This window comes from Oceanicella sp. (genome assembly GCF_056449545.1).
In genome coordinates, this window is record NZ_JBWOMN010000097.1 from 18,428 (window position 1) to 37,495 (window position 19,068).

General features: G+C 67.4%; 19 protein-coding genes. 14 read left to right on the forward strand and 5 right to left on the reverse strand.

Features of this window, described 5'->3' with window-relative positions; genetic code table 11:
• Nucleotides 1–44: 44 nt before the first annotated feature.
• Nucleotides 45–1,526: a glutamine synthetase family protein gene (locus tag AC1HC7_RS13430; RefSeq protein WP_479498245.1), complete on the reverse strand. Its 1,482-nt coding sequence runs from the start codon at nucleotides 1,524–1,526 to the stop codon at nucleotides 45–47.
• 72 nt (nucleotides 1,527–1,598) lie between these two features.
• A complete protein-coding gene (locus AC1HC7_RS13435) occupies nucleotides 1,599–2,942 on the reverse strand; it encodes an NAD(P)/FAD-dependent oxidoreductase (protein WP_479498246.1) in 1,344 nt (447 codons plus the stop codon).
• Between the two features lie 175 nt (nucleotides 2,943–3,117).
• On the opposite strand from AC1HC7_RS13435, the gene AC1HC7_RS13440 reads away from it, so the two are divergent.
• Nucleotides 3,118–3,807, forward strand: coding sequence for a FadR/GntR family transcriptional regulator (locus AC1HC7_RS13440; protein WP_479498247.1), 690 nt, complete (start codon nucleotides 3,118–3,120; stop codon nucleotides 3,805–3,807).
• A 49-nt stretch (nucleotides 3,808–3,856) separates the two neighbouring features.
• Here AC1HC7_RS13440 and AC1HC7_RS13445 read toward each other — a convergent pair whose 3' ends face one another.
• Complete coding sequence (locus AC1HC7_RS13445; RefSeq protein ID WP_479498248.1) at nucleotides 3,857–4,576, reverse strand: type 1 glutamine amidotransferase; 720 nt, start codon at nucleotides 4,574–4,576, stop codon at nucleotides 3,857–3,859.
• Between the two features lie 58 nt (nucleotides 4,577–4,634).
• On the reverse strand, nucleotides 4,635–5,591 hold the full coding sequence (locus tag AC1HC7_RS13450; RefSeq protein WP_479498249.1) for a GlxA family transcriptional regulator: 957 nt from the start codon (nucleotides 5,589–5,591) through the stop codon (nucleotides 4,635–4,637).
• A gap of 85 nt (nucleotides 5,592–5,676) precedes the next feature.
• On the opposite strand from AC1HC7_RS13450, the gene AC1HC7_RS13455 reads away from it, so the two are divergent.
• The 13 genes from AC1HC7_RS13455 to AC1HC7_RS13515 all read left to right on the forward strand — a co-directional run bounded on the left by AC1HC7_RS13455 (nucleotide 5,677) and on the right by AC1HC7_RS13515 (nucleotide 17,964).
• Nucleotides 5,677–6,927, forward strand: a complete 1,251-nt coding sequence (locus tag AC1HC7_RS13455; protein WP_479498250.1) for a sarcosine oxidase subunit beta family protein — start codon at nucleotides 5,677–5,679, stop codon at nucleotides 6,925–6,927.
• 13 nt (nucleotides 6,928–6,940) lie between these two features.
• Nucleotides 6,941–7,228 (forward strand): sarcosine oxidase subunit delta, encoded by a 288-nt coding sequence (locus AC1HC7_RS13460; protein ID WP_479498251.1) that lies wholly within the window; start codon nucleotides 6,941–6,943, stop codon nucleotides 7,226–7,228.
• Complete coding sequence (locus tag AC1HC7_RS13465) at nucleotides 7,225–10,185, forward strand: sarcosine oxidase subunit alpha family protein (RefSeq protein WP_479498252.1); 2,961 nt, start codon at nucleotides 7,225–7,227, stop codon at nucleotides 10,183–10,185. Before AC1HC7_RS13460 ends, AC1HC7_RS13465 begins: the two co-directional genes overlap by 4 nt.
• Nucleotides 10,178–10,762 (forward strand): sarcosine oxidase subunit gamma, encoded by a 585-nt coding sequence (locus AC1HC7_RS13470; protein WP_479499118.1) that lies wholly within the window; start codon nucleotides 10,178–10,180, stop codon nucleotides 10,760–10,762. Before AC1HC7_RS13465 ends, AC1HC7_RS13470 begins: the two co-directional genes overlap by 8 nt.
• Nucleotides 10,763–10,832: 70 nt before the next feature.
• The gene (locus AC1HC7_RS13475; RefSeq protein ID WP_479498254.1) at nucleotides 10,833–11,204 is read left to right on the forward strand and encodes a MerC family mercury resistance protein; all 372 of its coding nucleotides are present in this window, start codon (nucleotides 10,833–10,835) and stop codon (nucleotides 11,202–11,204) included.
• 133 nt (nucleotides 11,205–11,337) lie between these two features.
• Nucleotides 11,338–11,976 (forward strand): TetR/AcrR family transcriptional regulator, encoded by a 639-nt coding sequence (locus AC1HC7_RS13480; RefSeq protein ID WP_479498255.1) that lies wholly within the window; start codon nucleotides 11,338–11,340, stop codon nucleotides 11,974–11,976.
• Entirely contained in the window at nucleotides 11,973–12,743 is a 771-nt protein-coding gene (locus AC1HC7_RS13485; protein ID WP_479498256.1) for an ABC transporter ATP-binding protein, read from the forward strand. The genes AC1HC7_RS13480 and AC1HC7_RS13485 overlap by 4 nt, the downstream gene beginning before the upstream one ends.
• On the forward strand, nucleotides 12,743–13,468 hold the full coding sequence (locus AC1HC7_RS13490; RefSeq protein ID WP_479499119.1) for an ABC transporter ATP-binding protein: 726 nt from the start codon (nucleotides 12,743–12,745) through the stop codon (nucleotides 13,466–13,468). The genes AC1HC7_RS13485 and AC1HC7_RS13490 overlap by 1 nt, the downstream gene beginning before the upstream one ends.
• Nucleotides 13,465–14,325 carry a branched-chain amino acid ABC transporter permease gene (locus AC1HC7_RS13495; RefSeq protein WP_479498258.1) on the forward strand — a complete coding sequence of 287 codons (861 nt, stop codon included), beginning with the start codon at nucleotides 13,465–13,467 and terminating at the stop codon, nucleotides 14,323–14,325. Before AC1HC7_RS13490 ends, AC1HC7_RS13495 begins: the two co-directional genes overlap by 4 nt.
• A gap of 12 nt (nucleotides 14,326–14,337) precedes the next feature.
• On the forward strand, nucleotides 14,338–15,252 hold the full coding sequence (locus AC1HC7_RS13500) for a branched-chain amino acid ABC transporter permease (protein ID WP_479498259.1): 915 nt from the start codon (nucleotides 14,338–14,340) through the stop codon (nucleotides 15,250–15,252).
• 47 nt (nucleotides 15,253–15,299) lie between these two features.
• A complete protein-coding gene (locus tag AC1HC7_RS13505) occupies nucleotides 15,300–16,523 on the forward strand; it encodes an ABC transporter substrate-binding protein (protein ID WP_479498260.1) in 1,224 nt (407 codons plus the stop codon).
• A 68-nt stretch (nucleotides 16,524–16,591) separates the two neighbouring features.
• The gene (locus AC1HC7_RS13510; RefSeq protein WP_479498261.1) at nucleotides 16,592–17,182 is read left to right on the forward strand and encodes a carboxymuconolactone decarboxylase family protein; all 591 of its coding nucleotides are present in this window, start codon (nucleotides 16,592–16,594) and stop codon (nucleotides 17,180–17,182) included.
• 14 nt (nucleotides 17,183–17,196) lie between these two features.
• Nucleotides 17,197–17,964: a maleate cis-trans isomerase family protein gene (locus AC1HC7_RS13515; RefSeq protein WP_479498262.1), complete on the forward strand. Its 768-nt coding sequence runs from the start codon at nucleotides 17,197–17,199 to the stop codon at nucleotides 17,962–17,964.
• 19 nt (nucleotides 17,965–17,983) lie between these two features.
• On the opposite strand, the gene AC1HC7_RS13520 is transcribed toward AC1HC7_RS13515, so the two are convergent.
• The gene (locus AC1HC7_RS13520; RefSeq protein WP_479498263.1) at nucleotides 17,984–19,066 is read right to left on the reverse strand and encodes a mandelate racemase/muconate lactonizing enzyme family protein; all 1,083 of its coding nucleotides are present in this window, start codon (nucleotides 19,064–19,066) and stop codon (nucleotides 17,984–17,986) included.
• Between the last annotated feature and the right edge of the window lie 2 nt (nucleotides 19,067–19,068).

Sequence of the window (19,068 nt, forward strand, 5' to 3'; positions counted from 1 at the left end):
GGGGGGGGGGGGGGGGGCCCCCCCGCGCCCCCCCCGCCCGCCGATCAGGGCAGGCATTCCATGTAGGTGTCGTTGTCCCAGTCGGTGACGGTGGACATGAAGCGGGCCCATTCGTCGTATTTGTATTCGTGATAGAGCCGGTACATCTCGCCGGGCATGCCGCGCTGCACCACCTTGTCGGCGGCCAGCGCCTCCAGCGCCTCGCCCAGCGACATGGGCAGTTTCTTGACCTGCTTGCCCTGTTCGATGGCGTCGTAGATGTTGCGTTCCTCCGGTTCGCCGGGGTCGAGCTGGTTGTCGATGCCGTCATCGGCGGCGGCGAGGATGGTGGAGCCCATGAGATACGGGTTCACCATCGAATCCACCGACCGGTATTCGAAGCGCCCCGGCGCGGACACGCGCAGCCCGGTGGTGCGGTTCTGGAAGCCCCAGTCGGCGAAGACCGGCGCCCAGAACCCGGTGTCCCACAGCCGGCGATAGGAATTCACCGTCGAGCAGCCGATGGCGGTCAGCGCGCGCAGGTGCTGCACGATGCCGCCGATGGCGTCGAGCCCGGCCTTCTGGGGCATCTGCGGGTCGCTGCCGTCGGGCATGAAGGTGTTGTCGCCGCCCTGCACATACATGTAGTTGTCGCGCATGCCCGGCAGGTTGGCCTCGTCATTGCCGCAGCGCACGAACTGGTCGTCGCCGCCGCGCCACAGGCTCATGTTGTGGTGACAGCCCGAGGCCGACACCCCCATGAAGGGCTTGGTCATGAAGCAGGCGAAGATGCCGTTTTCGCGGGCCACCTGGGCGCAGATCTGGCGATAGGTGGTCAGGCGGTCGGCGTTGCGCAGCACGTCGTCATACATCCAGTTCAGCTCAAGCTGCCCCGGCGCGTCCTCGTGATCGCCCTGGATCATGTCCAGCCCCATGGCCCGCGAATAGCGGATCACCTGCAGGGACACCGGGCGCAGGCTTTCGAACTGGTCGATATGGTAGCAGAAGGGTTTGGAATAGCCGTCCCTGGGCTTGCCGTTCTCGTCGTATTTCAGCCACATCATCTCGGGCTCGGTGCCCACGCGCAGCTTCAGGCCGTTGTGCTTTTTCTCGAATTCCTCGTGCATGCGGCGCAGGTTGCCGCGGCAGTCGGCGGTGAGATAGGCGCCCGGATCCTGCTTTTCCTCGCGGTTGCGGAACAGGGTGCAGTAGAAGCGCCCGATCTCCGGCGCCCAGGGCAGCTGCATGAAGGTCTCGGGTTCCGGGATGCCGATCAGCTCGGCCGCCTCCGGCCCGTAGCCGAGGTAGTTGCCGGCGCGGTCGGTGAACAGGTTGACCGTGGCGCCGTAGACCAGCTGGAAGCCCTTCCGGGCGACGGTTTCCCAGTGGTCCGACGGGATGCCCTTGCCCATGATCTTGCCAGTGACCGAGACGAATTGCAGATAGAGATACTCGATCCCCATCGCGTCGATCATCTTCCTGACTTCCTTGATCTTCTCGTCGCGCCCCGGGGCTTCGACAAATCTTTCGAGGTCGGTTTCTGCCACTGTTCTCTCCCTGGTTTCAGATTTGTCTGTCGTTGGTCGGTTTCGGGGGCGATCCGCCCCCGCGCGCCCGGATCAGCTCCACGGATAGGGGCTGTTGGACACCGGATGCAGATCGCCCCTGGCGAAACGTTCGAAGCGGAACGGCGCCAGCAGGTCCTGGGATTCGCCCAGCACCTCGTCGGCGATCAGATGTCCGACCCCGAGCATCTTCCAGCCATGGTTGGAATCCGCGATCAGCGTGACGTTGCCGTGGAAATGGTCGAAGACCGGAAAGCTGTCGGCGGTGAAACAGCCGATGCCGCCCGAGGCCTCGCGATGATACTTGCCCATCATGCCCTCGAAGCGGCGGTGGCAATGGGCCAGCGCGGACACCCACATATGGGCGAAATCCTCCGAGGCGACGAATTCCGGCGAGGACGGCCCGTAGGGGTCGATCGCCACCTGGTCCGCCGGCGTTTCCACCTTGTAGGGCGAGGCCCCGCCCTGGATGCCGCCGAAATGCCAGTCGGGCTTGTAGTAGATGCCCCACATGTCCTCGGTGATCAGCGACCCGTCGACCACCGATTTCAGCGGCGCGTCGGTGTCCACATGGATCACCGGCGGGGTGCGGCCGTCATTGGTGCGCAGGATCTCGGGGGGCACCTGCAGCACGCCCTCCTCCAGTTGCCAGTAGCGCCACATGTCGATGTTGTCATGGGTTTCGCCGTCGCGCCCCTTGACGGTGATCTGCTTGGGCATGCCCAGCATGTCCCAGAAATCCCGCGCCCAGGGCCCGGGCGCGACGATCAGCCGGTGGCAGGTGATCGCGCCCTTGTCGGTGTCGATCGCGCGGATGGCGCCGGACCCGCTTTCGCTGGTCAGGCCCTTGACCTCGACCCCGGTGAGGATGCGCACGCCGCGATCCTCGACCTTGCGGGCCAGCCCGTACATGGTCTTGGTGTTGTTGGAATAGCCGCCGCGCTTTTCGTGCAGGACCGAGGTGACGCCCTGCGCCTGCCAATCGTCGAACATCGCCCGCATGTAGGCGTTGGAGGCGTCGGCGCCCTCGATGAATTCGCTGTCGTAGCCGATGGCCCGCTGCTGTTCGAAGATCGCGCCCACGTCGTCGCGCATGGCCTCGCAGGAAATCTGCATGTAGCCGACGGGATGGTAGCTCAGCCCCTCCGGGTCGCTTTCCCAGACCCCCACCGAATGCGCCATCAGCCGCCGCATGGCGGGCTGGAAGTAGTTGTTGCGCACCACGCCGCAGGCGATGCCCGAGGCGCCCGAGGCGATGCCGGACTTGTCGATCACCAGGACGCGGCCCTCGACCGTCTCGCCCCGCGCGATCAGCCGGTCCGCCAGCCGCCAGGCCGTGGACAGGCCGTGGATGCCGGCGCCGATGATCAGGTAATCGGCATGTGCGGGAAATGCCATCCGCGTATCCTCCCTTCGGGCCGCCGCCGATCGTGGCGTCGCGCCCGTATTTGTCCTTGTCCGGAGGATAAATCGGGCGTTCGCCAAAAATCAACCTGTTTTGGACCAAACATGCGAATAGGGCTGGTTGTTCCGAATTATTGGTATATAATTGGACAAAATCGGAGGGCCCTTCATGACACACTCACCCCAGCGCAAGCTTGGCGCGGCGGATATCGCGGCGCTGCTGCGGCGCGATATCTCCAAGGGGACTCTGAAGCTGCATGACCGGCTGCCCCCGGAGCGGGTGCTGGCGGAGATGCATGACGTGGCCCGCGGCACGGTGCGCGAGGCGCTGCGGCGGCTGGCCGATGAAAACCTGGTGGAAATCCGCCGCTCCAGCGGCGCCTATGTCATTCAGCAGCCGCCGGAGGGGATCCCGTCGCCCATCGAGCACGCCAATCCGCTGGAGCTGATGGACGCCCGATTCGCGCTGGAGCCGCATATCTGCCGGCTGGCGGTGCTGTATGGGCTGCGCCAGGATTTCGACCTGCTCGACGGGCTGTGCCTGCGCATGGAGAACAGCCTCGACGATCCCGTCGCCTTCGCCGAGGCCGATACGGAGTTTCACCGTCATCTGGCGCAGAGCACCCGCAACGGGCTGCTGATCTGGATCCTCGACCAGATCACCTCGCTGCGCAGCCAGGATGAATGGACCCGGATGCGGCGGGTGACGCTCGACGGGCGAATCATCGGGCAATACAACGCCCAGCATCGCCAGATCCTCGACGCCGTGCGGGCGCGCGAACCCGAGCGCGCGGCCAATGCGATGAAGTCGCATCTGGAGACCGCGCGCCTGTCCCTGACCCGCGCCGCGGAGACCTGAGCCGGGATTGGATCGGGCCCCGGTGCCGAACCCGCAATCAGGCCCCGAGTCAGGTGTGCGCGGCGGCCTGCATCCAGTTCATGTAGAGCCGTTCGGCCATGGCGTTGAATCTGTCCATCCGCGCGGCGCATTCGGCGTCGAGCCGCGCCGCCGCGCCTTGCCCCAGCGCCGCGTCGAGCGCATCGGCGTATTCCTGGATCCGGGTCCAGTTGGCGACGGTGTCGGATTCGATCTCCACATGGAATTGCAGCGAATAGGCGCGGGTGCCCCAGCGCATCGCCTGCACCGCGCAGGCGGGCGAGGTGGCCAGGCATTGCGCCCCGACGGGCATGCGCGACACCTCCGCCCCATGCCATTGCAGGCACGCGAAGCGGTCCGGCATGTCGTCGAAAAACACCCCCGTCGCACCCTGTTCCGTAAGCTGGACCTCGCAGAGTCCGATTTCCGGAACCGCCGATTTTCCGACCGCGCCGCCAAGCGCCTCGGCCAGCAGCTGATGCCCCAGGCACAGGCCCAGAAACGGCAGGCCCATTTCCTCCACTGACTTGCGAATGAGTGTTTTTTCGTCTTTCAGCCAGGGATGGACATCCTCCTGCCAAACATCCATCGGCCCGCCCATCACCCACAACGCGTCATAGCCGTCGATGCCGGGCAGGGGATCGCCCGCGTCCAGTTCCACCGCATCCCAGCTGTGGCCGTCCTCGCGCAGGAATTTGCGGAAAACGCCGGGATGTTCGGCCGCGGCATGTTGCAGGACCAGTATGTGCATCGGCGCTCTCCCTGATCTGCGCGCAGCCTAAGCGCGCGATCGCCGATCGCGCAAGCGGTCACCTGAGCGCAGAGGGCGGCTGGCCGAAATTCGCCCCGTAGACCCGCGAGAAATGCGAGGAGCTGGCAAAGCCCGTGGCCAGCGCGATCTCGGTGAGCGACAGGGGCGAATTGCGCAACAGGCTCTGCGCCTTGTCGAGCCGCAATGCGCGATAATGCGCCATGGTCGAACGCCCGAGCCGGTCGCGAAACAGCCGGTTGAGCTGGCGCGGCGACACCCCCGCCGCGGTCGCCAGCTGGTCCAGCGTCAACGGGTCGGCGACATGGCTTTCCATGGCCTCGACCGCGTCGAGAATCGCCGGGTTGGTGGAGCCGACCCGCGCCACCAATCCGCTGCGCTGCGGGCCGATCGAGGGGCGGATTTCTGTGTGCAGGAACCAGTCGCTGACCCGCCGCGCGAACATGGCGCCGTGGTGGCTGGCGATCAACGCGTGCATCAGGTCCATGGCCGCGGCGCCGCCGGCGCAGGTGACGCGGTCGCGGTCGATGACGAACAGGGTGCGCTCGATCAGCAGGTGCGGCGACACTTCGGCCAGCGCTTCGGCGTGTTCCCAATGCACGGTCATGCGCCGCCCCGCCATCAGCCCGGCGCGCGCCAGAATCACCGGCCCGCCCGACACGCCGCCCATGCGCGTCCCGGCCCGCGCCTGGCGCCCCAGCCATTTCAGCGTCGGCGCGTGATCGAAGCGCGCCGGATCGCCGCCGGCGACCACGAACAGGCAGTCGAGCGCCATATCCTCGCCCACCCGGGCCTGCGCGGCGACAAAGGCGGCGCCGGAGCTTTGCGCCGGGGCCTCGCCGATCGCGATGTTGACGATTTCGTAAAGCGGGCGGCGGCTCAGCAGATTGGCGGCGCGGAACGGTTCGACCGTGGCGGCGTAGGACATCAGCGCGAAGCCGTCGATGGTCAGGACGCCAATGCGCAGCGGAACAGGGTTTGCGCCAATTTCGACCATTTCCGGTATGTATCCGTCCAGTTCGTAAAAGTCTACGCCAATGAAAACCCGGAACATGGCGGCGGACAAACACGGGAAACGCCCAATGCGCTATTCTGCTTTCAGGATTCTCTGGGAAGGTCTCACCGGCAACAAGGGCTGGAAACCGGTCTGGCGCGAACCGGACCCCCGCCCGCACTACGACATCGTCATCGTCGGCGGCGGCGGGCACGGGCTGGCCACCGCCTATTATCTGGCGAAGGAATTCGGCGCCAAGAACATCGCCGTGCTGGAAAAGGGCTGGATCGGGTCGGGCAATGTGGGGCGCAACACCACCATCATCCGATCGAACTACATGCTGCCGGGCAACGAGCCGTTCTATGAATTCTCGCTGAAACTGTGGGAGGGGCTGGAGCAGGATTTCAACTACAACGCCATGGTCTCCCAGCGCTCGATCCTGAACCTGTTCCATTCCGACCCGCAGCGCGACGCGTTCGTGCGCCGCGCCAACGCCATGCTGCTGGCTGGGGCCGACGCGGAACTGGCGGATGCGGATCAGTTGCGCCGGGAATTGCCGTTTCTGGATTTCGACAACGCGCGATTCCCGATCAGGGGCGGGCTGTTCCAGCGCCGCGGCGGCACGGTGCGCCATGACGCGGTGGCCTGGGGCTATGCGCGCGGCGCCGACGCGCTGGGCGTCGACATCATCCAGAATTGCGAGGTCACCGGGTTTGACATCGAAAACGGGGTCTGCCGCGGCGTTCAGACCTCGCGCGGGGCGATCCGGGCGAACAGGGTCGGGGTCTGCGTCGCCGGGTCCTCGGGGCGGGTGATGGCGCTGGCCGGCATGCGCCTGCCGATCGAGAGCCACGTGCTGCAGGCCTTCGTCACCGAGGGGCTGAAGCCGGTGATCCCCGGGGTCATCACCTTCGGCGCCGGGCATTTCTACGTCAGCCAGTCCGACAAGGGCGGGCTGGTCTTCGGCGGCGACATCGACGGCTACAACACCTACGCGCAGCGCGGCAACCTGCCGGTGGTCGAGGACGTGGCCGAGGGCGGCATGGCGATCATGCCGATGATCGGGCGCGCCCGCCTGCTGCGCAGCTGGGGCGGGGTCATGGACATGTCCATGGACGGATCCCCCTTCATCGACCGCACCCATGTGGAGGGGCTCTATTTCAACGGCGGCTGGTGCTATGGCGGCTTCAAGGCGACCCCGGCCAGCGGCTTTTGCTACGCGCATCTGCTGGCCTGCAACACGCCGCATCCGACCGCGACCGAATTCCGGCTGGACCGGTTCAGACGCGGGCATCTGATCGACGAAAAGGGCCAGGGCGCCCAGCCCAACCTGCATTGAAGGAGGCGCAAGCATGATCATCAACCACCCGCTGCTCGGCCCGCGCGACGCCTCGGAATTCGTCTATCTCGGCGATGCGGCGCTGATCGGGAGGCCCGACTGGCAAGACCCGGACGCGGCTGAAAAATTCCATGATTACATGTATCTGCGCGACAACCCGGCGGGCGCGCATCGGGAGCTGTGGTATCATGAACAGGGCGACAGGTCCTGGCTGGTGGTGACGCGCGACACGCTCAGCCACGAAATCACCGACGTGCGCCTGGCGCGCGACGTGGCGCTGGAACGGGGGCGCGGCCGATGACCCAGAGCAACCGCATTTCGCCGGATCCTGGGGGCGGGCTGATCGACCGCGGCCGAACCCTGAATTTTTCCTTCAACGGCGCGTCCCTGCAGGGGCATCCGGGGGATACGCTGGCCTCGGCCCTGCTCGCCAACGGGCGCCGTCTTGTGGGGCGCGGTTTCAAGTATCACCGCCCGCGCGGCATCTTCACCGCCGGGTCCGAGGAGCCCAACGCGCTGGTGGAGCTGCGCCGCGGCGCCCATCGCGAACCCAACACCCGCGCCACCACCGCCGAATTGTTCGAGGGCCTGAGCGCCGCCAGCCAGAACCATCGCGGCTCGCTCGAACACGATGTCATGGAGCTCACCGACCTGCTGGCGCCGTTCCTGTCGGCGGGGTTCTACTACAAGACCTTCATGTGGCCGAAAGCCTTCTGGGAAAAGCTCTACGAACCGATGATCCGCCATTCGGCGGGGCTGGGGCGGCTGTCCATGCAGGCGGATCCGGATTGCTACGACAAGGGGTTCCTGCATTGCGACCTGCTGGTGATCGGGGCCGGGCCGGCGGGGCTGGCGGCGGCGCTCGCCGCGGGGCGGGCCGGGGCGCGGGTGATTCTGGCGGATGAGGATTTCGTTGTCGGCGGACGGCTCAACGCCGAAACGCTGGCGATCGACGACATGTCGGGCGCCGACTGGGCGGCCGCGGCGCGCGGCGAACTCGCGGCCATGGACAATGTGCGCCTGCTGACCCGGACCACGATCTACGGGGCCTATGATCACGGCATCTACGGGGCGCTGGAACGGCGCACTGATCATCTGGCGGATGCGGGCGGCCTGCCGCGCCAGATCCTCTGGCGCATCTATTCGCGGCGGGCGATTCTGGCGGCGGGGGCCACCGAGCGCCCGATCGCGTTCGGCAACAACGACCGCCCCGGCGTGATGCTGGCGGGGGCGGTGCGCACCTATGTCAACCGCTTCGGCGTGGCCCCGGGCCGAAACGTGGCGGTGTTCACCAACAACGATGACGGCTGGCGCACGGCGCTGGATCTGGCGGGCAAGGGCGTCGCCGTCAGCGCGGTGATCGACACCCGCGACATCGCCGCTCCGGCCTCGATCTCCGGCGTCGAGGCGGTGATGGGCGGGCGCGTGGTCGAGGCCGCGGGGCGCAAGGGGCTGACCGGGGTCAGGCTGGCCGACGGGCGCAGGATCGCGGCGGAATGCCTTGCGGTGTCCGGGGGCTGGAACCCCAATGTCCATCTCACCTGCCATCAGCGCGGCCGCCCGGACTGGCGCGAGGACATCGCCGCCTTCGTGCCCGGCAAGACCCTGCCGCCGGGCATGATCGTCGCGGGGGCCGCGAACGGAACGCTGACCCTTGGCGCGGCGCTTGGCGAAGCCGCCGCCGCCGCCGCCGGGGCGCTCGCCGATCTGGGATTCGCGCCCGCCGCCGCCGCGCCGCCGCGCGCCGAGGACGAGCCGGCCCATGTCGCCGCCTTCTGGCATGTGGGCGAGAGCCGCAAGCGCGCCTGGCTGGACCTGCAGAACGATGTCACCGTCAAGGACGTGAAGCTGGCGCATCGCGAAGGGTTCCGCGCCGTTGAGCATCTGAAGCGCTACACGACGCTGGGCATGGCCACCGATCAGGGCAAGACGGCCAATGTCACCGCGCTGGCGGTGATGGCCGAATGCACCGGGCGGACCATTCCCGAGACCGGCGCGACCATCTTTCGCCCGCCCTACACGCCGATCCCCATGGGGGCGCTGGCGGGGCGCGCGCGGGGCAAGGATTTCCGCCCCTATCGCCTCACGCCAAGCCACGCATGGGCCAGAGAGCAGGGCGCGGTGTTCGTCGAGACCGGCGCCTGGCTGCGCGCGCAATGGTTCCCGCGCGCCGGCGAAACCGGCTGGCGCGACAGCGTCGATCGCGAGGTGACGATGACCCGCGCCTCGGTGGGCGTGTGCGACGTGACCACCTTGGGCAAGATCGACATCCAGGGGCGCGACGCGGCGGAATTTCTCAACAAGGTCTACGCCAACGGCTTCGCCAAGCTGGCGGTCGGCAAGGTCCGCTACGGGCTGATGCTGCGCGAGGACGGCATCGCCTATGACGACGGCACCACGGCGCGGCTCGGCGAATATCACTATGTGATGACCACCACCACCGCCAACGCGGTGCTGGTGTTCCGGCGCATGGAGTTCGCGCGCCAATGCCTGTGGCCGGGACTGGACGTGCATCTGATCTCGGCCACCGACGGCTGGGCGCAATTCGCCGTCGCCGGGCCCAATGCGCGCCGGCTGCTGCGCAAGATCGTCGATGCGCGGCACGACATTTCCAACGAGGCGTTCCCATTCATGGCCTGCGGCGCCGTCTCGGTCTGCGGCGGCACGCCGGCGCGGCTGTTCCGGATCTCGTTTTCGGGGGAGCTGGCCTACGAGATCGCGGTGCCGGCGCGCTATGGCGACGGGCTGATCCGGGCGCTGATGCGGGCGGGGGCGGAGTACGACGCCGTGCCCTACGGCACCGAGGCGCTCGGGGTGATGCGCATTGAAAAGGGCCACGCGGCGGGCAACGAGCTGAACGGCCAGACCACGGCGCTCAATCTCGGCATGGGGCGGATGGTGTCCAGGAAGAAGGACTGCATCGGCAACACCCTGTCCGAACGCCCGGAGCTGAACCGCGACGACGCCATCCGGCTGGTGGGCCTGCGCCCGGTGGATCGCGCCAGACAGCTGCGCGCCGGGGCGCATTTCATCGCCCGGGGGCAGGCGGCGAACATGGAAAACGATCAGGGCTGGATGTCCTCCGTCGCCTGGTCGCCGACGCTTGGCCATTCCATCGGCCTCGGGTTCGTCAAGCGCGGCCATGAGCGCATGGGCGAGGTCCTGCGCGCCGTCGATCCGATCCGCGACGGCGAGGTCGAGGTGGAGATCGTCCCGGCCCATTTCGTCGATCCCGAGGGAGAACGGCTCCGTGTCTGAGTTCAAGCTGCAAGCCCGCGCGCCGCTCGGCGGTTTCGCGCAATCCTTCGACGGCGTCGAACTGCGCGAGGTCCCGGATCTGGCCATCGTGTCCATGGCGCTGCCGCTGGGGGGGGAGGACGCGGCGCTGCGCGCCATCGCCGAGGCGTTCGGCGTCGCCGCGCCCGATGTGGGGCGGGTCGCGCCGTCAGGCGACGGCGCGACCCGTCTGGCGCGGCTGGGGCGCGACCAGTTCTTTGCGATGTTCGCGCATCCCACGCCCGACGCGGGGGCGCTGATCGCCGAAAAGCTGGGCGGCGCGGTCTACGTCACCGACCAGACCGATGTCTGGGTCGCGCTGGACATCTCGGGACCCCGCGCCCGCGCCGCGCTGGAACGCATCTGTCCCATCGACCTGCATCCCCTGGCCTTTGGCCCCGACGCCATGGCCCGCACCGCGATGGAGCATCTGGGGACGCTGGTCATCCGCGCCGGCGAGGACGGGTTCCTGCTGCTGTCGGCCAGTTCCTCGGCCGAATCCTTCCTGCACGCGCTGACGACCTCCATCGGCAATATCGGGGCGGGCGGGGCGCAGTAGGCCCCGGCGCTGGACAGGCGCGGGTTTCCGGGGTCTCGTGGCGTCAAGCGGGAAAACGGAGGCCGCGCCCATGTCGCGAGATGATCGGAAATTCGGCTGGCTCCCCGGCGCCGCGACGGCGCTGTCGCTGATCGCCTGTTACGGCACGCTGGCGGTCATCGCGACGCTCGGGGCGCTGGGCGTCGCCATCGCCCTGGACGAGGCGCTGTGGGCCGGGGCGATCATGGGGTTCGCGGGGCTTGCGGTGGGGTTGCTCGCGGTTGGCGCGCGCCGGCGGCGCCGCTTTGCGCCGCTTGCGCTTGGCGGGCTCGGGGCGCTGGTTCTCGGCTACGCCATGTATGGGCAATACAGCCGGATCACCGAGATCGCCGGCTTCGCGTTGCTGTGCCTCGCGGCGCTGCTGGAGTGGCGGCAGGGCCGGGCGGCGCGGCCCGGGGCCTGAGCGCCGCGGCGCGATTTCACCCAAGCGTGAAGCCCGACGGGGGGCGCGATCGTTTACAGCCGTGCATTTACCGGATAGCCTGCTTGTAAGTTGAGCCGCCCGCCCGGAGCGCGCGCCTCGGCGGGAGGAGGCGATGAGCGCAGTCAGGCGACGCACGCAGGCGGAACGATCCTCGGCCACCCGGCAGGCGTTGCTGGAGGCGGCGCGCGAGACGCTCTCGCAGCGCGGCTATGCGGGCGTGACCACGGTGGAGACCGCGCGGCGCGCCGGGGTGTCGCGCGGCGCGCAGCTTCATCATTACGCCACCAAGCAGGACCTGCTGCTGGCCGCCATCGATTTCATCCATGGCGAGGTCGAGGCGGATGTGAAGCGCATCTCGCATCGCATCGACGCGGGCACGGACGAGGATATCCGCGAATTCATCTGCGAGCTGTGGCATCGGGTGTTCGCCCCGGCGAATTTCAATCCCAATCTCGAACTGCTCACCGCCGCGCGCACCAATCCCGAGCTGCGCGAGCGACTGCAAAGGCGCTGGAAACGGCTGGCGGCCGCCTATGAGGAGATATGGAACGATACGCTGGCGCGCTCCGGCCACGGCGCGGCGGAGGCCGGCGCGCTGCTGACGCTGACCCTGAATTTCCTGCGCGGCATGGCGTTGCAGCGCATCGCCATGGGCGACGACCCGGCGTTCTTCGACGCCCAGCTCGACCAGTGGACCGCGATCGTGCAGCAGGTGCTGAGGCGATCGCGCGACGCGGAGCGCGGCGCATGAGCGCCCCGGCGCTGGACTGCCGCGACCTGTCGAAATCCTTCGGCGGGTTTCGGGCGGTGAACGGCATGTCGCTGACGATCGAGACCGGCCGGATCACCGGCCTGATCGGCCCCAACGGCGCCGGCAAATCCACCATGTTCAACCTGATATCAGGGGTCATGCGGTCAAGCGCCGGCAGCGTGAAGCTGTTCGGCGAGGACATCACCCGCGAACCGGCGCACCGGATCGCGCGGCGCGGGCTGATCCGCACCTTTCAGCTGTCGCGCGAGATGGCGCGCATGACGATTCTCGAAAACCTGATGCTGGCGCCCCAGCAGCAGCTTGGCGAGACCATGCGCGGGCTTTGGCTGCATCCGCGCGCCGTGGCGCGGCAGGAATCCGCGATCTTCGCGAAGGCCGAACAGGTGCTGGCGCAGATCAGCCTCGCCCATGTGGCCGACGAATACGCCGGCAACGTGTCGGGCGGGCAGAAGAAGCTGCTCGAAATCGGCCGGGTGCTGATGATCGACCCGAAGGTGGTGCTGCTCGACGAACCGGCGGCGGGGGTGAATCCGACGCTGATGGGGCTGCTGGGCGAAACCATCGTGCGGTTGAAGGAGGAATTCGGCAAGACCGTGCTGGTGGTCGAGCATGACATGGACATGATCGCCCGACTTTGCGACCGCGTCGTGGTGATGGCCGAGGGCGCGTTTCTGTGCGACGGCACGTTCGCGGAGGTGGCCGGCGACAGGCAGGTGCTGGAAGCCTATCTCGGGGGGGCGGCCTGATGGATGGGGCGCAGCCTTTCATCGAGGTCGAGAACCTGACCTCGGGCTATGGCCGGGCGGAGATCGTCAAGGGCGTGACTCTGCGCGTCTATCCGGGCGAGATCACCACCGTCATCGGCCCCAACGGCGCCGGGAAATCGACGTTCCTGAAGACCATCGCCGGGGTCGTGAAGGTGTTCAAGGGCGCGATCCGCATCCACGGCGCGGACGTGACCGGCAAGCGTGCATCGGACATCGCCCATTGCGGCGTCGCCTACGTGCCTCAGGAATACAACGTGTTCCGCACGCTTACGGTGCAGGAAAACCTCGAGATGGGCGCCTGGACGGTCACCGGCGACCTGAAGCCGCGGATCGACGCGATCTACGCGATTTTCCCCGACCTGCGCGACAAGCGGGCCATGCAGGCGGGCAACCTGTCGGGCGGGCAGCGGCAGATGGTGGCTTTCGGCGCGGCGCTGATCGTCGATCCGAAGGTGCTGCTGCTTGACGAGCCCTCGGCCGGGCTGTCGCCGAAACTGGTGCAGGAGATGTTCGCCACCATCCGCCGGGTCAATGATGCCGGCGTCGGCATCCTGATGGTCGAACAGAACGCGGTGCAGGCGCTGGAGATGTCGGATCGCGGTTTCGTCATGGCCTCGGGGCGGGAACGCATGTCGGGGCCGGCTTCGGACCTGCTGGCCGACGCCGAGATGGGCGAACTTTATCTGGGGGTGCGCGGCTCATGATGCAGATCCTCGTCAACGGGGTGATTTCCGGGGCGATCATCGCGCTGCCCGCGATCGCCTTCACGCTGATGTTCTCGATCCTGAAATTCGCCAATTTCGCCATCGGGGCCTATGTGACCGTGGGCGCGTTTTCAATCCTGTTCTTCGAGCAGGCCGCCGGCCTGCCGATCTGGGCCGCCGTGGTTCCGGGCATGGCGGTGACGGCGGGGGTGGCGTGGCTCAGCGACTGGCTGGTGTTCAAGCCGCTGCGCAACCGGTCCTCCATCACCCTGCTGATCGTGTCGATCGCCGTGGCCTTCATCCTCGAAAACGTCATCCGCTTCATCGCCGGCAACGACATCCGCGGCTTCGACGTGCCGCTGAGCCGACCGGTGAAATTCGCCGGGCTGCGCGCAACCCCCGAACAGATGCAACTGGTGCTGATCTCGCTGGCGGCGATGCTGATCGTGTTCGCGATGCTGAAATACACCCGGCTGGGCAAGGCCATGCGCGCCACGGCGGATAATTTCACCCTCGCCGAGGTGCGCGGCATCGACACCTCGCGCATCATTCTGGCCACCTGGCTGATCGGCGGCGCGCTGGCCGGGTTGGCCGGGCTGCTGGCCGGGCTGGATCTGGTGATCGAGCCGCTGGTGGGCTGGAACCTGACGATCCCGATCCTCGCCGCCGCGATCCTCGGCGGCATCGGATCGCCGGCGGGGGCGCTGGCGGGGGCGATCGTCATCGGCGTGGCCGAGGAGCTGACCGCCGATTTCTACGATCCCGCCTACAAGGTCGGGGTCGGTTTCGTGGTGATCGCCGTGCTGCTGCTGGTGCGCCCGCAGGGGCTGTTCGGTCATCCCGAGATCAAGAAATAGGGGCGCGGGGGCATGACGGCATATCTGGTCTCCATCGCCACCTTCGCCGGGTTCTTCATGATCCTGGCGCTGGCGCTGAACCTGCAATGGGGCATGACCGGCATGGTGAATTTCGGCATTGCCGGCTTCTACGCGGTCGGGGCCTACGGATCGGGGCTGCTGAGCGTCGACGCGGGCTGGCCGTTTCCGGCGGCGTTTCTGGCGGCGGGGCTGCTGGCCATGGCGCTGGGGGTCGGGGTGGCGTTCCTGTCGATCCGGCTCAGCGACGACTATCTGGCCATCGTGACGCTGGGATTCGCCGAACTGGTGCGGCTGGTGATCCTCAACGAGGACTGGCTGACCCGCGGTCCGCGCGGATTGCCCATCGAGAACCGCCCGCTGGCCGACATGTTCGGGCGCGAGGCCTACGGGCTGTTCTATCTGGGGCTGGTCGCGGCGGTGATCCTGGCGGCGTTCCTGATCAACGAGCGCATCCGCAAGTCCCCCTACGGGCGGCTGGTCAAGGCCATTCGCGAGGATGACCTGGCGGCGAGCACCCTTGGCAAGGACGTGCTGCTGACCCGCGTGCAGGTGTTCGCGCTGGGGGCGTTCTTCATGGGCCTCGCCGGGTCGCTGAACGCCCATTACATCCAGAACATCTCGCCCGACGCCTACACCACCTCGATTTCCATCTTCATCTGGATGAGCGTCATCGCCGGCGGCGCGGGCAACAACAAGGGCCTGCTGATCGGCGCCGGGCTGGTGATGTTCCTGCTTGAGGGCACGCGGTTCCTGGGCGGGATCTTTTCATTCCTCGACGCCGAGAAAGCCTCGGCCATGCGCATCATCATCATCAGCGCGCTGCTGATCCTGGTGGTGCGGTTTCGCCCCGAGGGCATTCTGCCCGAGGCGAAATTCAAGGGCCCGAGACCCGCCGGCCCGACCTGACAACGATCCGAACCACAAAAGAATCCAACAGCTGGGAGGCTACGATCATGGCACTGAACATCAGCCGCAGAACATTGCTGAAAACCTCGGCCGCCGCGGGGTTCACCACGGCGCTGCTGCCCAACCTCGCGCTGGGCGCCGAACCGATCAACATCGGCTCGCTGACCCCCAACACCGGCGGCGGCGGGCCGTTCGGGCCCAAGATCACCGCCGCGCATCGCATGATCGTGGATCACGTGAATTCCATGGGCGGCATCGACGGGCGCGAGATCAATCTGGTGCAGGAAAACTCCGAGACCAACCCCGAGACCGCCATCCGCGCAGCGCGAAAGCTGGTGGATGTCAACAAGGTGTCGGCGATCATCGGCACCTGGAATTCCTCGGTGACGCTTGGCATCATGCCGCTGTGTCAGGAGGCCGACGTGATCCAGATGTGCACCTCGTCCTCGGCCGACATCCCGGGCAAGGATCACAAGAACCTCGTCTACAACTTCATGATCCTCAGCCCGGCATGGGGCGGGCCGTTCGGGGATTTCGCCATGCAGCAGGGGGCCAGGACCTTTGCGGTGATGGCGCTCAACACCGATTTCACCAAATCCACCGTGGACGCCTTCGAAGCCCGGGCGCTGGGCAACGGCATGGAGCGCGTGCAGGACGCGTTCTTCTACAATGGCGGGCAGTCGTCGTATCGCGCCGAGGTCTCCAAGCTGATCGCCAAGGACCCGGATCTGGTGTTCATCCCGGCCTTCGTCACCGATTTCACCGCCGTCTACAAGGAAATCTACCGGCAGGGCTACGAGGGCAAGGTGCTGGCGATCTCCATCGCCACCGGGTCGAAATTCATCGACGCCATCGGCGGCGCGGCGGATGGCGTGCTGCACGGGCTGCCGATCCCCAATCTGGGCTCCAGGGCCTACAAGCATTACCTGAAGATGTTCGGGCTCGAGGACAACGGCGGCGTGCAGCACCCGTTCGGCACCGCCGGCTACGATCAGATCAACACGCTGCTGCTGGCCATCGCCAAGGCGAAATCCTCGGACGGGCCGAAGGTGGCGAAGGCCATCCATCAGGTGGCCAACGGGCCGGGGGTGTCGGTCTACAGGCTCGAGGACGGGCTCGAGGCGCTGGCGGCGGGCGAGGAGATCAATTTCGACGGGGCCTCGTCGACGGTGGACTTCCAATCCCCCACCGGCGTGCTGTCATCGCGCGATTTCGGGTTCTGGAAGATCGAGAACGGCAAGAACACGCTCATGTCCACGGTCAGGAGCTGAATCCCCGCCGGGCGGCGCCAACGCATCGCCCGGCATGCACAGGCAAAGCAATCGAAAGGGCCCGCCACATGGCCAGAGTGCGCGACATCGAGATCGACGAGGTGCCGGAGGACGTCCGCGACACCTACCGGGCCTTCGCCACCGAATACGGCCCCTTCATCAATCAGGTGAAGGTGTTCGCCCACCGCCCCCCGGCGCTGCGCCACATCATGGGCCTGCTGCTGGAACTGAAATCCGAGGCGGTGCTGCCCAAGCGCTGCCTGGAAATCGCGCTGGTGACGGTGTCGAAACTCAACGAATGCACCTATTGCGTGGCGCATCACACCCCGCGCCTGATCGAGCAGGGCCTGCCGGTCGCGGCGGTGGAAAACATCCTCGCGGACGAAATCGAGGGTTTTGACGAGATCGACATGCTGGTGCGCGATTTCGCGGTGCAGATCACGCGCAAACCGCAATACATGCGCGACCGGATATTCGACGACCTGAAGAAGCACTTTTCGGAGGAGCAAGTCGTCGAACTGGCCCTGCGCGCCACGCTTTGCGGGTTCTTCAACCGCTTCAACGACGCCATGCAGATCGGCATGGAGGACGGCGTGGTCGCCGACATGCTGGCCCACGGCGCCTCGGAAGACAGCCTGCCGCAGCACGCGGCGAAATAGGGAGGACGCGCATCATGTATGGATGGCGAGGCCGCATCGGGCTGGTCGTGCCCACCGGCAATTCGGTGATGGAGCCGGAGTTTCAGCGCATGGCGCCCGCGGGCGTCACCACTCACGCCAACCGCATCGCCCTGAAAAACGTCACCGCGGGCGCGCTGGCCGAAATGGAAAGCGACACCGCGCGCGCCGCCATCGGCATCGCCAGCGTGCGCGTCGGGGTGATCGCCTTCGGCTGCACCTCGGGCAGCTTCGTCGGCGGGCCGGGTCATGACGAACGCCTGATCGGCATCATGGAGGACGCCACCGGCGTGCCCGCGACCACCACCACCAGTGCGGTGATGCGGGCGCTGGACTGTCTGAACGTGTCGCGCATCGCGCTGGCGGCGCCCTACACCGACGACGTGGTGCGCCTCGAAGTCGACTATCTGCAGGCGGCGGGCATCGAGGTCACCAACTGGAAAGGCGGCGCCATGGTCGAGGTCGCCGACATTCAGGAATGCAGCCCGCAGACATCGTATCGCCGCGCCGTCGAGGTCGATGACGACCGCGCCGAGGCGGTGTTCATCTCCTGCACCGGGTTTCGCGCCATCGATCACCTGGAAAAGCTGGAGACGGATCTGGGCAAGCCGGTGATCTGCTCCAATCAGGCGACCTTCGCGGATTGCATGCGCATTCTCGGCATTGGCGAGGCCGCGCCCGGCCATGGCAGCCTGTTCGGGCGGATGCTCGGCGCGCCGCCGGGCGACGCCGACGCCGCGCGCGCGCGGCTGGCCGCCGCCTGACCCCGGCGGGCGGGGCGCGTCAGATCGCGAAGCGCTCCACCGCCGCCGGATCGAAGGAAAACCCCAGCCCCGGGCGATCGGGGATGAGGATGCAGCCGTCCCGCATTTCCAGCCGCTCGCGGAACAGCGGCTCGAACCACGGCATGTGCTCGGCGAAGCGGCAGGTCGGGGCGCTGGCGCAAAGCTGCAGGCTGTGCTCGGTGAACAGATGCGGGCTGACCTCGACATCGCGCGCCGCCGCCATCTGCGCCACCTGCGCCCAGCCGGACACCCCGCCGACGCGTTCCAGATCCGGCATCAGGATCGCGGCCGCGCCGCGTTCAAGCATGTCCTGAAACCCGCGCGGGCCGTATTCGCTTTCGCCGCTGGCGACCGGGATCGGGATCTCGCGCGCCACCCGCGCGCATCCGGCCAGGTCGTGGGCCTGCACGGGTTCCTCGAACCAGGTGAGGTCATGGGGCGCGAGCCGCCGCCCCAGCGCGATCGCCCGATCGACCGACAGCCCCTGATTGACATCGACCATCAGCGCCACGTCCGGGCCGATCGCGTCGCGCACGGCGGCGACCCTTGCCGCGTCCTCGCCGGGATCGGGCCGCCCGACGCGCATCTTCATGGCGGTGAAGCCCCGCGCGACGAAAGCCCTGGCCTCGGCGCGCAACTCGTCCTCGCTCTGCGTCGCCCACAGCCCGCCCGAGGCGTAGGCCCGCACCCGGTCGCGCCGCCGCCCCAGCAGCCGCGACACCGGCGCCCCCAGCGATTTGCCCAGAATGTCCCAGCAGGCCCAGTCGATGGCCGACAGCCCGAACAGCGACACCCCCTTGTGGCCGAAGAAATTTATCTCCGCCCACATCTCGTCATGGCCGCGCCCGGTGTCGCGCGGATCCTTGCCCATGCGCCCGGGGGCGAGCGCGCGCACCATCGCCTCCAGCACCGGCAGGCGATGGGCGCCCGCGACCCAGAGATAGCTTTCGCCGGTGATCCCCGCATCGGTGTCGATCCAGACCAGCAGCCCGGCGACGCCTTCGATGCGGTGAATCGCCGTGCCGATGGGCTTTTCGAACGGGATGTTGATCCGGCGCGTCCTGATTCCGGTGATCTTCATCG